The organism is Cytophaga sp. FL35 (genome assembly GCF_014349235.1).
Classification (GTDB): Bacteria; Bacteroidota; Bacteroidia; order Flavobacteriales; family Flavobacteriaceae; genus Euzebyella.
In genome coordinates this window covers 128,554-144,057 of the sequence record NZ_JACSOH010000006.1, presented here as the reverse complement: position 1 = coordinate 144,057, position 15,504 = coordinate 128,554, and the positions used below count along the sequence as shown (strand labels likewise).

Annotated in this window: 12 protein-coding genes; 9 read left to right on the top strand and 3 right to left on the bottom strand. The window is 39.8% G+C overall.

The window, feature by feature from the left end; genetic code table 11:
* Positions 1 to 62: 62 nt before the first annotated feature.
* On the top strand, positions 63 to 1,295 hold the full coding sequence (locus BIZ36_RS06785; protein ID WP_187457124.1) for a hypothetical protein: 1,233 nt from the start codon (positions 63 to 65) through the stop codon (positions 1,293 to 1,295).
* A 38-nt stretch (positions 1,296 to 1,333) separates the two neighbouring features.
* Complete coding sequence (locus BIZ36_RS06780) at positions 1,334 to 2,848, top strand: OmpP1/FadL family transporter (protein WP_187457123.1); 1,515 nt, start codon at positions 1,334 to 1,336, stop codon at positions 2,846 to 2,848.
* 75 nt (positions 2,849 to 2,923) lie between these two features.
* Here the strand turns inward: BIZ36_RS06780 and BIZ36_RS06775 are convergent, their stop codons facing one another.
* Positions 2,924 to 4,345, bottom strand: a complete 1,422-nt coding sequence (locus BIZ36_RS06775; RefSeq protein ID WP_187457122.1) for a T9SS type B sorting domain-containing protein — start codon at positions 4,343 to 4,345, stop codon at positions 2,924 to 2,926.
* A gap of 128 nt (positions 4,346 to 4,473) precedes the next feature.
* Entirely contained in the window at positions 4,474 to 6,276 is a 1,803-nt protein-coding gene (locus BIZ36_RS06770; RefSeq protein WP_187457121.1) for a T9SS type B sorting domain-containing protein, read from the bottom strand.
* Positions 6,277 to 6,492: 216 nt separating this feature from the next.
* Between BIZ36_RS06770 and folE the strand changes: the two genes are divergently transcribed.
* The 7 genes from folE (at position 6,493) to BIZ36_RS06735 (ending at position 12,223) form a co-directional block, all read left to right on the top strand.
* Positions 6,493 to 7,173: a GTP cyclohydrolase I FolE gene (gene folE / locus BIZ36_RS06765; protein WP_187457120.1), complete on the top strand. Its 681-nt coding sequence runs from the start codon at positions 6,493 to 6,495 to the stop codon at positions 7,171 to 7,173.
* A gap of 16 nt (positions 7,174 to 7,189) precedes the next feature.
* Entirely contained in the window at positions 7,190 to 8,671 is a 1,482-nt protein-coding gene (gene cysS, locus BIZ36_RS06760) for a cysteine--tRNA ligase (protein WP_187457119.1), read from the top strand.
* Positions 8,672 to 8,673: 2 nt separating this feature from the next.
* Positions 8,674 to 8,898 carry a membrane protein insertion efficiency factor YidD gene (yidD, locus tag BIZ36_RS06755; RefSeq protein WP_187457118.1) on the top strand — a complete coding sequence of 75 codons (225 nt, stop codon included), beginning with the start codon at positions 8,674 to 8,676 and terminating at the stop codon, positions 8,896 to 8,898.
* Positions 8,899 to 9,000: 102 nt separating this feature from the next.
* On the top strand, positions 9,001 to 9,963 hold the full coding sequence (lgt, locus tag BIZ36_RS06750) for a prolipoprotein diacylglyceryl transferase (RefSeq protein ID WP_187457117.1): 963 nt from the start codon (positions 9,001 to 9,003) through the stop codon (positions 9,961 to 9,963).
* Between the two features lies 1 nt (position 9,964).
* Positions 9,965 to 10,468: a DUF192 domain-containing protein gene (locus tag BIZ36_RS06745; RefSeq protein ID WP_187457116.1), complete on the top strand. Its 504-nt coding sequence runs from the start codon at positions 9,965 to 9,967 to the stop codon at positions 10,466 to 10,468.
* A 2-nt stretch (positions 10,469 to 10,470) separates the two neighbouring features.
* Positions 10,471 to 10,995, top strand: a complete 525-nt coding sequence (locus BIZ36_RS06740) for a GNAT family N-acetyltransferase (protein WP_187457115.1) — start codon at positions 10,471 to 10,473, stop codon at positions 10,993 to 10,995.
* Complete coding sequence (locus BIZ36_RS06735; RefSeq protein WP_187457114.1) at positions 10,988 to 12,223, top strand: ATP-binding cassette domain-containing protein; 1,236 nt, start codon at positions 10,988 to 10,990, stop codon at positions 12,221 to 12,223. Before BIZ36_RS06740 ends, BIZ36_RS06735 begins: the two co-directional genes overlap by 8 nt.
* 58 nt (positions 12,224 to 12,281) lie before the next feature.
* On the opposite strand, the gene secDF is transcribed toward BIZ36_RS06735, so the two are convergent.
* Positions 12,282 to 15,254, bottom strand: a complete 2,973-nt coding sequence (gene secDF, locus BIZ36_RS06730) for a protein translocase subunit SecDF (RefSeq protein WP_187457113.1) — start codon at positions 15,252 to 15,254, stop codon at positions 12,282 to 12,284.
* Between the last annotated feature and the right edge of the window lie 250 nt (positions 15,255 to 15,504).

The following is a 15,504-nucleotide window of genomic DNA, read 5'->3' as shown; positions in this document are numbered from 1 at the left end:
TTATAAAAATAATTGGGTAAAACTAGTTATTTTTACTATGTTCAACAATAAAAATTGCAACCATGATATATTCATTACCCCTCCCAAAAATTAGGATGTTTTCCATTCTTGGCCTTATAGGGCTAACATTGGCTTCCTGTGGTTCATATCAATCCGCATCTTATTATGATAACGATGGAATTTATTCGAATGACACTCAGGTAAGTGCAGAAAACCCTCAAAGGCCTTTAACTCCAAAAAAGAAAGGGAGTGGAGAGAATTACGCTACCTATTTTGGTCAACAAGCCGAATTAATGGATGGTGAAATTTTTACCGATATCGATTCCTATTCTAGCAGTGTAGAAGCTGATACCATTCCCCAAGGCCAATTAACAGATTACTACGACAATGAAAATGATTATAATGGCTATGCCGCTTGGGGTGATAATACTACAGATGTAAATATCCAAATACACGACTTCAATTACGGTTGGGCCGGCTGGGGTTGGGGTTCCCCTTGGCTTTATAACAACTGGGGTTGGGGTGGCTACTATGGTGGATTTTATGGAGGCTGGGGAGGCTTTTACAACCCATGGAGGTACCGTTACAACCCTTGGGGTTGGGGATGGGGCGGTTATGCCTACAATCCTTATTTCTACGGTGGATGGAACACTTGGTGCCCTCCCTATGGTTATTACAATGGGTATAACAATTATAGGTACGGACGAAGAACTTATGCTTATAACAGTACCAGAAGAGGTTATACAACCAGTGCTATTACCGGCGGTTCTTCTCGTGTAGCTTATTCAAATACGGGCAGGAACAATAGAAATAGGGTTTCTTCAGGCTATGCCGGTACAAGTTCTAGAAGCGCTGTAAACAGAAACGCAGCCTCTAGAACCACCAATAGCCGTTACAGCTCTAGAAGCGGCAATGTTAGTTCAAGAAGAGTTGTTGGGGTAGACCAGAATAGGAACTACAGAACGAGCAGAAGCACCAGAACAGCTCCTACCTATAATCGTTCATCCCGAAATGGTAACACCTACAGAAGCTCTTCTAGAAACAGTCAAACCTATAGAAGTTCCGCTCCTAGAACAAGTTCGTATAGAAGCAGCAGCTCCAGAAGTAATGGCAATACTTATAGCAATTCACGAAGTAGTAGCTACAGCAGAAGTTCGGCCCCTAGAACAAGTTCTTACCGATCTTCCGGAAGTAGCAGTAGAAGCTATAGTTCTGGCCGAAGCAGTTCCGGAGGTGCTTCCCGCTCATCTGGCGGTGCTTCAAGATCTAGTTCATCAAGCAGAAGCAGAGGCTAATCCCAAAATTGATTTGAAACCTATTTAAAAAATTATTGATGAAACGAATTTTCACTTTCATTGGGCTATTGGCATGCACAATTTCAACCGCGCAAACCATAGACGATGTATTAAGTTACAGCCAAGAAAATCTGCAAGGTACTGCACGGTTTCAAGGAATGGGTGGTGCATTTGGCGCCTTAGGGGGAGACATGAGTTCCATAAACATCAATCCCGCAGGTAGTGCAGTTTTCAATAACAGCTTACTCACGCTATCCGCAACATTTTATAATACTGATACAGAATCAAATTATAGAGGCACGTTGGCTCACGCCGATGACAATACGCTGGACATGAACCAAATTGGCGGCGCTTTTGTTTGGAAAACTACCAACCCCAATTCAGGTTGGAAAAAGCTTTCCCTTGCAGTCAATTACGATGTAGTTCAAAATTTTGATGATTTCAATGTTTCTAATGGAATTGGAATAGAAGGACTAGACAATTACTATTTGAATTTTGCTGATGGTATAGCTCTGGACAATTTAAAGCTACGAGATGGTGAAACACCCAGTGATGCCTATCTGGATATTGGAGCCACCAACGGATTAGGATTTGCCGGACAACAAGCATTTTTAGGATTTCAATCTGCCCTGATTGAACCTACGGTTGACGAACCCGAGAATACCACTTATTTCTCAAATTCAGATTATACAGATCTTAGCCAAGATTATCGCCAGACTACAAGTGGCTACAACAGTAAGTTTGTGGTGAATGCCGCTACCCAATATGAAGATTTTCTATATATGGGTGCTTCCTTAAATTTCCATACCGTTTTATACGATAAGTATAGCAGATATCAAGAAGAATTTTTTAATGCGGATGACGAACTAAGATCGGCCACTTTTGAAAATCAATTACGTACTGAAGGTTCTGGATTTTCCTTTAGTTTGGGGGCCATTGCAAAGTTAAATCAATTCATTAGAGTAGGCGGTAGTTATCAATCTCCAACATGGTATCGATTGAGTGATTCTTTTGCCCAAGGCATTAGTACCAATTATCCAAATCAGGCACCAAATTTTAATTTCACCGGACTTAGGGATATAAATATTTTTGATTACCAAATTAAAACTCCCTCCAGGCTTACTGGAAGTATTGCTGCTATTTTTGGAAATAATGGACTCATTAGTTTTGATTACTCCTACCAAGATATGTCCAACGCAGAATTGAGACCTACCAGTGATGCAGGATTTGCAGAAGAGAACGACTTTATTTCACAAACTCTTGGCGGAGTTTCCTCATACAGGCTAGGTGGAGAATACAAGATTCAACGTGTGAGCTTACGCGCCGGATACCGGTTTGAACAAAGCCCTTATGCAGATGGGAATGTTGTTGGAGACTTGCAAGGTATTTCTGGTGGGCTTGGATTTAATTTTGGTGCCAGCAGATTGGATTTAGCCATCAACCGCACAGAGCAAGATGTATTACAATATTTTTTCTCCACCGGAATAACCAATCCTGCAGTATTGAACAGAGTAAATACGAATTTTACTCTTGGGTATACCTTAAACTTTTAGAGTTTAACTTTGGAAATTATATAAAATCAAAAAGGGCGGGCCATAGGCCCGCCCTTTTGAATTACTATTATCACTTTACCTTTTTAGAGTGAAATTGGCCTTCGTGTTCTTTGCTACCACAACACCATCTTCATCCTCCTGATATTCAAATCTAAACCAATAGTCAGATGATGGAAGTGGCTTACCATTGTAAGTGCCATCCCAAGATGTATTGGCATCCAATTGTGCCAACAGTTTCCCAAAACGATCAAAAACAAAGACTACTGGATTGTTCAAAGTCTCAATACCCCTTATATTCCATGTATCATTGGCACCGTCATTATTTGGTGTAAAAAATTTTGGATAACCCACTACAAGAAATTCAATTGGCTCTGTTGTTCCACATCCATTCTTATCATTAATTACCAAAGTATTGATTCCCGGTGGCACGTCATTGAATATAGCATCATCCTGATATTCGCCCCCATTAATAGCATATTCGTAATCCCCAGTTCCATCTACATGTACCTCAATATTGTTCATATCCGGATCCAACGTCAAATTCGAATTTAACAAGTCTACCCTATCAAGTTGGGGAATACCATAGAAAGTAATTAAAATATCGTCTAGGTAATGGTTACCTTCATTAGTGGTAATTTCCACAAAATACCTACCGGAATTGGGGCTGGACACCGTCAATTGAGTAGCTGTTGGGCCAGACCCCATAGGTTGATCAATGGTCCCGTCGTCATCAAAATCAACTGACCAAGCCACGTTGGCAATATTGGGGCCTGCAGGAGAATTCAATGCACTCAATTCAATATCTGGATCTCCCTCACAAGCTTTGATATCCAAGCCAAGAAATTCATCCCTCAAAGTACAATCCAGAGCATTGTCTTGATCGGCATCTACGGAACTTCCAGTGAAGGTGAGCATAAACTCCTCGGGGTCATTATCCGTATTGTTGCTAAAATTATTGATTAAAATGTAATAGACTTCACCGGGTAGCACTTCCAACCACTCGTCATATGTATTTAAATTCTGCGTTGTAGAAGGTACGCCCACAGTGCCATCTTCAGGGTTTACCCCTAAACCCGTGAAACGGGTACTTCCTACCTCATAATTACATCTTATGGGAGTGGCATTTCCGTTACTGATTTCAGAACAGCTCACATCCGGTCCGTACACCGCGAAATCCCATTCAGCCGTTATAGTAGTCTCCCCGGGTAAAGGTATTGCTTCAATATCAAAACCTACCTGACCACCTGTTCCGGCCCTGAAAACATACCATGAAGTGTTGTTTTCAATATTGGCATTGTCTACACTGCCCTTTTCTAGACAGCCGGTCTCCAAAATGATTTCCGGATCAAAATCATCAATATCCCCCCTACCTTCTGCCATTCCCAAAATGGGAGCATCTGCACAGACTGGTATGGCCGACCTACAATCGGGAGAGTTTTGGGCCAGTAACGTAGTCCCGGAGACAAGAAATAGAAGTAGTAAGGTTAGTTGTCGCATACAGGTATATACTAAGAATAGACTCCTAGCTATAACTATTTACAGGCTGATTTAGTATATGTTAAACGAAGAAATAGACCTTTAATCGATAAAAAATTCAGGACTTTCCGGTGGAAACTCTAGAATAACTACCGTTTTAAGCTAAAGTGATTGTTGACATACTTGGCGGTCATCCGTTCACCCTCCAGATTGGAATACGTTAGCTGAAACCAGTAATCCGTTTCGGGTAATGGCTTTCCATTTAATACACCATCCCAACCTGGACTTGTCTCATTCAATTCTGCCAACAACTTTCCGTATCTATCAAAGATATGAACTATGGGGTTTTCCAATGTCTCTATACCTTCAATATGCCAATAATCATTGGACCCGTCCGCATTTGGACTAAAGAATTTAGGAAACCCCACTACTATCACCTCCTCAGATACAGATCCACAGCCCATAGGGTCATTGACCGTAATGGTATGCCTACCTGGCAAAACCTGATAAAATGTATGCCCTTCTTGATACGGACCATCATCCAGTTGATATTCCAATTCCCTGTTTGATGCTGTCATTACGGTAATGGTATTGTTAGTGCTTAAATCCTCTATTAATAAATCCTGAATTTCCGGAGGGTTGGACCTTACTACCATTATAGTGGCCGTAACCTCACATAAAAGACCTGCCTGTTCATTGGTTACTGTCACCCTGTATTCTCCCTCCTGTTGCACCATTATAGAAGGAGAGGTTTGTCCCGTACTCCATTGGTAGCGATAATTTGGGTTTGGGCTAGCTTCTCCAATTTGCGCACCCGTGTCAAAACCGCACAAATAGGCCTCAGTGGGAAAGTTTATTTGTGGCGTTTCCATGTTAATCAAATCAAAACTTTGGGAAGCATCAAAACATCTAGGATTGGCCTTTGAGGAAATACGGGCATAAATAGTTTGAGTCCCAGGACTTGTGGTTAATTGTTTTGATTGTGAGTTTACTCCATTTAAGGCGTCGTCCATGGATAAATGATAACTTATTAAAAAATCATTGGAGTTTTGCCCTCCCAAAATTTCTAAATCCTTTTGTTCTAAATCAAATACCTGCAACCCGCTGCAGGAAGCACTGTTCGTAAGGGGATTGGCCACGGGCATTGGATAAAAAGCTACCTGAACATTACTATACAAATTACCTGTGGGTCTAACTACCTCCACGCGATACATAGCACTATTGCTAACCTGTAGTATGGGATTATGCTCACCAACTAGTTGTTCATAGCCATTACCAATATCCTGAAACCAATTATAGGTACTGGCATTTGCCGTCGTGGCATCTAATTGTACGGTATTTCCATCACACTCTGTAATTGGTGGGCCCAACAAACTATCTATAATGGAACAGTCCAGCGCATCATAAGGGTTGGTCACAAAAATATGGCCAGAAAATTGAATGGAAAATCCAGCATTGTTGTTACTAAAGTTATTGATAAAAAGGTAATAATCCTGTCCGGGCTCTACTTGCAACCATTCTTCATATTGCACGTTTAAATCATCACCTGTAGGGTCTTCGCCCACCCCAATAAACGTATTGGAATCAGAATTATCAAAGAAATTACAACGTACCGGCTCCCCCAAATTATTACAATCGTTGGTTTGATAAAGGGAAAAATCCCAATCTTCAGAAACATCTATGCTTATATTAAATCCCAATTGGCCTGAAGCTCCAGTTCTAAATCTATACCATGCAGAATTGGATTCAATGGAGCCGGTCAATGTGCGTTCTAAACAGCCACTTTCCATCGTCCCGCTAAAGTCATCAACTCCATACCCATTGGTACCTCCATTGACAGGGGTATTGTTACATACGGGAATGGCATTGATACAATCTGGCGAAACCTGGGCTACAATCGTTTCTACACCAATTGCAAAGAGGATTAGTAAGGTCTTCTGAATCAGGTTCATGAATACGTATCATCTAGATTTTCATAAAACTATTTCAAGATTAAGCTTAACACCAATTTATGTTGTGTATAACGAGATATAGAGCATAAAGTGCCATATAATGTATATCTTTGCAGTTCGTTTTTGTTGATAGACAAGGTTATTTAAAATTGATTAGCATTCAGTAATTATTTACCATCTACACCGACCAAACGGAACAAAGAAAGAGTTGAGCTGATGAAAATTAACAGTACTTTGGAAAAACAGTTTGAAGAAATGGGGGACGATCACGTCTCCGCGGCAGAGGATACCCCCATGCGTGCAGACGCGTTTGTATTATCCGATGAAGAAAAAATAGAACGTATACAAGAAAATATAAGGGAAGTAATGCTTACCCTTGGTTTGGACCTGGATGATGACAGCCTTAAAGGTACTCCTCTGAGAGTAGCCAAAATGTACGTAAAAGAGATATTTGGCGGACTTCACCCTGATCGTAAACCAAAATCCTCTACGTTCGACAATAAATACAAGTACGGTGAAATGTTGGTAGAAAAGAACATCACCCTGTATTCTACCTGTGAACACCATTTGCTTCCCATTGTCGGAAAGGCCCATATTGCCTATATTTCTAGCGGAAATGTTGTAGGTTTATCCAAAATGAACCGCATCGTAGATTATTTTGCCAAGCGTCCTCAAGTTCAAGAAAGACTTAACATTCAGATTGTACGCGAGCTACAAAGGGTTTTGGAAACGGATGATGTAGCCTGTGTTATTGACGCCAAGCATCTTTGCGTAAATTCCAGGGGTATTAGAGATATTGACAGTAGTACCGTTACTGCAGAATTCGGAGGCAAATTCAAGGAAGAAGCCGTTCGCAGAGAATTCCTTGACTACATCAACCTAGAAACCAACTTCTAACAGCTTTTAACTACCAATGCCACTTTTCGAGAGTCAAGAACTAAAGATTTACAATTCCCTTAAAGGTCATAAAGAAACGTTCTACCCCATAAATGAGGGCCATGTAGGTATGTATGTTTGCGGCCCAACGGTGTACAGCAATGTACATTTGGGAAATTGCCGTACGTTTATGTCCTTCGATATGATTTTCAGGTATCTTAAACATCTTGGCTATAAAGTTAGGTATGTTAGAAATATAACGGATGCCGGCCATTTGGTAGACGATGCGGAAGATGGGGAAGACAAGATTGCTAAAAAAGCAAGACTGGAGAAGTTGGAACCCATGGAAGTAGTACAGCGGTACACCTTGGATTTTCATAATATCCTGGAAAAATTCAATTTTTTACCTCCAAGTATTGAACCTACAGCTACCGGGCATATTATAGAACAGATTGAAATTATCAAGGAAATTTTAGGTAAAGGTTTTGCCTACGAAATCAATGGATCTGTCTATTTTGATGTGGCCACTTTTAACGAAACCAACGAATACGGTAAGTTAAGCGGTAGAAAACTGGAAGATATGGTCGCCAACACCCGTGAGCTGACCGCACAGGATGAAAAAAGAAACCCGCAGGATTTTGCACTTTGGAAAAAAGCAGAACCACAGCATATTATGAGATGGCCTTCTCCTTGGGGCGATGGATTTCCAGGTTGGCATTTGGAATGTACAGCCATGAGCACCAAATATCTAGGAGAAACCTTTGATATTCATGGGGGCGGAATGGACCTTAAATTTCCGCATCACGAATGTGAAATAGCTCAGGCAGAGGCAAGTTATGGCAAATCTCCAGTCAATTATTGGTTGCATGCCAACATGCTCACCATGAACGGTAAAAAAATGGCCAAATCTACTGGAAACAATATTCTTCCGGGCGAAATTTTTACTGGTGACAACGATATTCTAAGCAAACCGTTTGCTCCCTCCGTAGTGCGTTTCTTTATGATGCAAGCACACTACACCAGTATCCTGGATTTAAGCAACGATGCCCTTTTAGCTTCTGAAAAAGGTTTTAACAGATTAATGGAAGCCTATAATCTATTAGACAGCCTACCTACTGGCAAACAAAGTGATTTTGATGTAAAGGCATGGAAGCAAAAATGTTACGATGCCATGAACGATGACTTTAACAGTCCTATTCTCATCGCTAATTTATTTGATGCAGTTAGGCACATCAATCTCATCAAGGAAGGCAAAGAAAGCATTGCGAATGAGGATAAGGATTTGCTGGCAGAAGCCCTTCATGCTTTTGTTTTTGAAATTTTAGGATTGGAACAAAAAGTAGGTAATAATCAGGACACTGAAAAACTTTCCGGCGTGGTAGAGCTACTTATTCAATTGAGAAAAGAGGCAAGGGAAAACAGAGATTTTTCTACTTCGGACAAAATAAGGGACCAGCTGGCAGAATTGGGTATTCAACTAAAGGACGGTAAGGACGGAACCACCTTCAGCATTCTATAAACATGATAAAAAAGATTCTGATAGCTCCCTTTGTGTTTTTAGTAAGATTCTATCAGATCGCCATTTCTCCTTATACCCCGGCAACATGCCGCTATTCACCCACTTGTTCGCAATATACTCTAGAAGCGTTAAAAAAACACGGCCTCTTCAAAGGGGGGTGGCTAGCCCTCAAAAGAATTATTAGTTGCAACCCATGGGGTGGTAAAGGCTACGATCCCGTACCTTGATTAATTTGGGGTTGCTCCCCTTAAAACACATGCGATTAAACCCCTAAAATTTACTTTTGCCCCCTCTTAAATTCTTATCTTAGCGATCCTAAAACCAAATGCATGAACTATCTAGGCATTATCTGGAATCCTAACGAAACACTGTTCACCTTAGGTCCTCTTCAAATTAAATATTACAATCTTCTTTGGATTATTGCATTCGCTGCCGGTTGGTTTATAATGAAGAAGATTTTTGTTCGTGAGAACAAAACAGTAGAACAATTAGATTCCCTGTTCATACACACAGTACTGGCCACCATGTTAGGTGCCCGTTTAGGACATGTATTTTTTTATGATTGGCCCTACTACAAAAATCATTTGCTGGAAATTTTACTTCCTATTAGGGAAAGTGCCAATGGTTCTTTGTTTGGGTTTATAAATGGTTATGAATTTACCGGTTTTACAGGTCTCGCCAGCCACGGGGCTATTATCGGGGTGCTAATTGGCACTTACCTCTATGCAAAAAAGTATCCGGACATGAAACCACTTTGGTTATTGGACAGAATGGTGGTTCCTTTTGCCCTAGGTGCTTTTTGTGTACGATTGGGAAATTTTTTTAATTCAGAGATCAATGGGAAGGTTACCGACGAATCTTTTGTGTTTGCCACAAAGTTTATCCGTGATTCCGATGATATGCATCCTTCTCAGGCATTAGGTATAACCAAGCAAAAAACACTTAACGCTGCCTATGATGCTATTGAAAATAATCCTCAATTTTCGGAATATTTAGCTCAAATACCCTATCGCCATCCAGCACAATTGTACGAAGGTGTAGCATATATTTTCGTATTTCTCATACTTTATTTCCTGTATTGGAAAACGGACAAAAGGGAAAAAACAGGATACCTTTTTGGTGTGTTTCTTGTCTTATTATGGACCATTAGGTTCTTTGTAGAATTTGTAAAGAAGAGCCAAGGTGGTTTTGAAGAATCCCTAGGACTTTTATCTACCGGTCAATGGTTAAGTATTCCTTTTATACTCATAGGTCTATACTTTATGTTCAAACCTCAGGCAAAAAAAGGTTAAGATGTGCTTACCATTTCATTCTTTTAGAAAATTAGTCACTTCAGTACTTTGCCTGACCTTCTTTTTAACAGGATGCAAGAACACTGAAAAGAAAACGGTAAAAACAGAGGAGATAACCTTTACTAAAGAAGGAGAACTTCGTATTTATAAACCAGGAACAGATGTTCCTGTTCTAAATTTAAACATTGAATTAGCCGAAACGGAATATGAAACCCAAACGGGTCTTATGTACCGTACGTCAATGAAAGATAATGAGGCTATGCTTTTCATTTTTGACGATGTGGCCATGCACTCTTTCTACATGAAAAACACCCAATTTCCCTTGGACATCCTATTTATTAAAGAGGATATGACCATTGGTAGTTTTCAGGAAAATGCCCAACCGCTTAATGAAGGCAGCTTATCATCAAAAATACCTGTACAATACGTCTTGGAAGTAAATGCCGGAATTGTCGCCAAAAAGGGATTGAGTATTGGTGATAGCATTAGTTTTCAAAAACTTTAGTTATGTCCTCGTTATTGCTGAATGGATGCTCCTCCAGAAGACTTCTATTCCGAAAAGTAGAGCTTTCAGATTTCAATGATTGGCTACCCTTTCATCAAGAGCCCAAAAGCTCCCAATTCTGGGAGGGTTTACCTACAAATCCCAAAGTGGCCTGCCAAGAACAATTTGATAGAATTTTTGAAAGGTACGAAAAGGGATTGGGTGGCATGAATGCCCTTATTTGCAAAAAAACAGGCTTACTCATTGGACTGAGTGGTCTACTAATTCAAACAGTAGACAAAAAAAGTGAGTTGGAAATAGCGTACAGTATCTTGCCTAAATTTTGGCAAAAAGGGTATGCTACCGAGGCAGCCAATAGATGTAAATTGCATGCCTTTGAAAACAATCTCTCACCTTCGCTAATTTCCATTATTCAAGTTGATAATATTCCTTCACAAAAAGTGGCTATCAATATTGGAATGACCAAAAGCAAAACAACCAAATACAAAGCCAACAAAGTATTTATATTTCGAGTACACCATGAGTAAAAAGCATTGGGCCATCTTCACGGACAATTTATCAAAAAAATCCAGCTTTATCCAAAGCGTATTAAAAGGCATGTCGCCGCAAGGTTTCGAGAATCTGAGTGATTCAAAAGGATATTTGTTTTCCAAAAGGGTACTTGAAAAGCTAATTGATGAAGAAGATAGGCATGATACTAAAATCATCAACTTAGACAGTACACAATCAGTGCAATCCATGTCCAGTGGTGAACAAAAAAAGGCTCTCTTATCGTATTTATTAAGTTTGGCACCAGATTACCTAATTCTGGACAATCCATTTGATAACTTGGATTTTGAAAGTCAACAAAGATTAAAAGGAGAGTTAGAGCAAATACAAGATTCCGTACAACTAATACTACTTTTAAGTAGGCGGCAAGACGTACTATCGTTTTGTAATCATTTTGCCAGATTGGATGGCTCAAACCTTACTATGTTGGACGATTATGAAGAGTATTCACAAGTAGATAAAAAGTCTAAACTCTCAGGAAAAATACCTCCTCCCCCTTACACGTTTGATTATAATGAGGAAGTACTTATTCAACTTAACAATGTTTCCGTAAAGTATTTGGAGCAACCTATTTTAAAAAATATCAACTGGACCATCAGGAAAGGGGATTTTTGGGAATTGAAAGGAAATAATGGTAGTGGAAAAACGACCATTTTATCAATGATTACTGGCGAAAACCCAAAAGGGTACGGTCAAGACCTACATATCTTTGGACACAAAAAAGGAAGTGGCGAGAGCGTTTGGGAACTCAAAAAAAAGATAGGCTATTTTACACCGTCCATTACGGATAAATTTACCGGCTATCATTCCGTAGAAAACATGTTGATTTCTGGGTTAACCGATTCCATAGGCCTGTACGTAAGACCTACTGAAATCCAAAGCAGACTTGCCAAAGAATGGCTTCAATTAATTAAAATGTGGGATTTAAGAAACCATCTCTTTCATGACCTTAGCTTGGGTCAAAAAAGATTGGTTATGTGCGCAAGAGCCATGATAAAACATCCTCCTTTGTTAATATTGGATGAGCCAACGGCTAGTTTGGATGATGCAAGCGCGGCCCTTTTTGTTTCGCTGGTGAACAAATTCGCGGAAGCAAGTGAAACCACCGTTATTTTTGTATCACACAGAAAAGAATCCGGACTAAATCCTGATTACACCTACCAACTTCAAATGTCTCCAACCGGATCAACCGGTACTATCATATAAACTAAAAAAGACCCACTAGAGAGTGGGTCCTTTTAAAGTTTGAGTTAGTAATATATTTTTATTCTACAACTTCTTTTTTCTTACCGGAACTTACCGATTTGTTCAATGTATCAAACATAACCGGAGTAGCAATAAAGATAGATGAATACGTACCTACGATTACACCTATTATCATAGCGAACATAAATCCTCTTAAGGATTCACCTCCAAAAATGAAGATTGCCAACAATACCACCAAGGTGGTCATAGAGGTGTTCAAAGTACGACTCAAAGTACTGTTAAGGGCAAGATTAATGTTGTCGCCCCCGCGCCAACCTTTCTCACCAATAATCTCACGTATACGGTCAAATACTACCACTGTATCGTTCAAGGAGTAACCAATCACAGTTAGTATCGCAGCAATAAAAGCTTGGTCAATCTCCATATTAAATGGCATAATCGTACCAAAGATGGAGAAGATACCCAATACAATCATAACATCATGGAAAACCGCTGTAACGGCACCTAAAGAGAATTGCCACTTACGGAAACGGAACAAAATGTAAAGGAAAACTACTGCCAATGAACCCAAAATTGCTAAGAAAGCATTCTTTTTAATATCATCTGCGATAGTAGGACCCACTTTTACAGATTGCAAAATACCTATTGAATCCTCTCCACTACCAGATACAAAATCTTCTTTACTGATTCCAGATGGCAGATATTTCTGTAAGGAAGTAAACAATTTATCCTGAATTTCATTATCAACCTCAAGACCCTCTACATCTACTTTGTAAGGTGTAGTTATCTTAATCTGATTTTCTTCACCAAATGTTTTTACATTGGTGCCGCTTCCGAATACATCATTAAGTTCAGAAGCTATTTCAGAAGAACTTACCGCCTGCTCAAACCTAACTTGGTATGATCTACCACCTATAAAATCCACACCTTGTTGCAGTCCATTGGTAAAAAGACTTATCACGCCAACAATAACCAATACACCGGATAATATATAGGCAATTTTTCTTTTACCTAGAAAATCAATATTTATATTTCTAAACAAGTTTTTGGTAGCACCTGTGGCAAAATCCAATCTTCTAGATTTACCCTGCAAATACCAATCAACCAATAATCTAGTGATAAAAATGGCGGTGAACAAGGAAGTAACGATACCGATCAATAAGGTTGTAGCAAAACCTTTGATTGGTCCAGAACCAAATATAAATAAGATTATAGCCGTAAGACCCGTTGTAATGTTGGCATCTAAAATAGAGGACAAGGCGTTGTTGAAACCATCGGCAACTGCCTGCGACTTCCCTTTACCCTTGGCTATTTCCTCTTTTATACGTTCAAATATAAGTACATTGGCATCTACGGACATACCAATGGTCAATACGATACCAGCAATACCAGGCAGCGTAAGAACGGCACCTAAGCTAGTTAATACACCAAAAATCAATAGAATGTTCAATAGCAAGGCGATGTCTGCAAAAAGACCTGCACGGCCGTAATAGAAGACCATCCAAATCAATACAAATGCCATGGCAATCAAAAAGGACATAAAACCGCTATCAATCGCTTCCTGACCCAATGAAGGCCCTACAATGGTCGCCTGAATAATTTCTGCGGAAGCAGGAAGTTTACCAGCTCTCAAAACATTGGCTATATCCTTGGTCTCGTTGATGGTGAAATCTCCAGTAATTTCCGAACGGCCGCCCGATATAGGACCAGAAGAAACACCAGGTGCGGTATAAACCTTATTATCAAGAACAATGGCAATACCGGTCCTGTTATTATAGGCATCTCCTGTTAGCTCTTCCCATTCCTTGGCCCCCTGCGTATTCATGGTCATAGACACTGCAGGTTTGCCCCCTAAATCAAAATCATCACGGGCGTCACTTACCACATCACCACTAATTCTTGGAATACCGTCCCTATTAGACTTTAAAGCGAAAAGCTGAACGATTTCAGAATCTTCCGAAGGACGCTCCCAAAGGAACTTAACGAATTGCATATTGGCCGGAAGCAACCTTCTGATTTCCTTCATCCTTAAGTATGACCCAATTTCGGCTGTATCCTTGGCTGCTGCAACCCCTACCGCATAACTTGGTGCACCTAACTGAAATTTCTCAAAAAGCGGATTACGTTGATTGGCAAAATCCAATGAATCTTGTGCAACATCCGAAAGAAGGGAATCCAACTCAGACTCTTCTTTAACCGGCTCTTCTACCTCATCTACATCTATTAGGGATTTCAGCTTCTCGTTCGCTTGAAAGAAAAAGCCCTGTAATTCTGGATTATTAGGCTGATAGGTTTCCCAAAATTCTAATTGAGCTGTGCTAGAAAGCAAATCTTGGGCACGGGCAATATCCCTTGCTCCCGGTAGCTCGACCAAAATACGACCCGAGGTACCTTCACGCTGAATATTTGGTTGGGTAACCCCAAAACCGTCAATACGCTCCCTTAATACCTCAAATGCAGAAACAATACTTTCATCAATTTTTCTTCTGATGATAGGCTTTACCTCATCATCCGACATTTGAAAATTGATTTCTTCACTCAATCCTTTATTGGCAAAAATATCAGGAGAGGCTAATTTAGTTTCTCCACTTATATCGTCCCAAGCTTGGAAGAATAAATCAACATATGTGGCATCACTATTCTTGGAAGCTGTATCGGCATCGGCCAAAGCCTTATTGAAAATTGGATTCTTACTATTGTTGGCGAGACCTTTTAAAATATCCTTTACAGAAATTTGAAGGGTTACGTTAATACCCCCTTTAAGGTCCAAACCTTTGTTCAACTCCTTTTTCTTGGCTTCGTTGTAGTTGGTATACCCTAAAACCGAATTGTCTCCAATAGAATCAAGATACTGTGCCTCCAAAGCTTCGCGCTTAATGACATAATCTTCCTCTGATTCTGAAATTTGGCTTATGGCATAGGCTTCCGCATCGTTTTCGGCCTTATTGGTAATGAAAGTATACGATAGTTGGTAGATACTTACCAGCCCGAACAATAGGGCGAAAAGCTTTATAAGTCCTTTATTTTGCATCGATTACAAATATTTAATGGGTGCTTTTTCTAACAGCGTGCAAATATATGATTTTCCAATAGGATTTGGCAACATATTTGCCAGTTATTATATGTTGCGACAAAAGTAATTATTGTAGCAACGGTAATGAAATTTTTAAATTTTAATGTCTTTCCATTGCTAATAATGCAAACTATTTTTCAAAATCAACAATTTACCAAAAGAGCGATTAAGTGCCATTTTATTGAATTACCCCTTATAAAAAATCCGT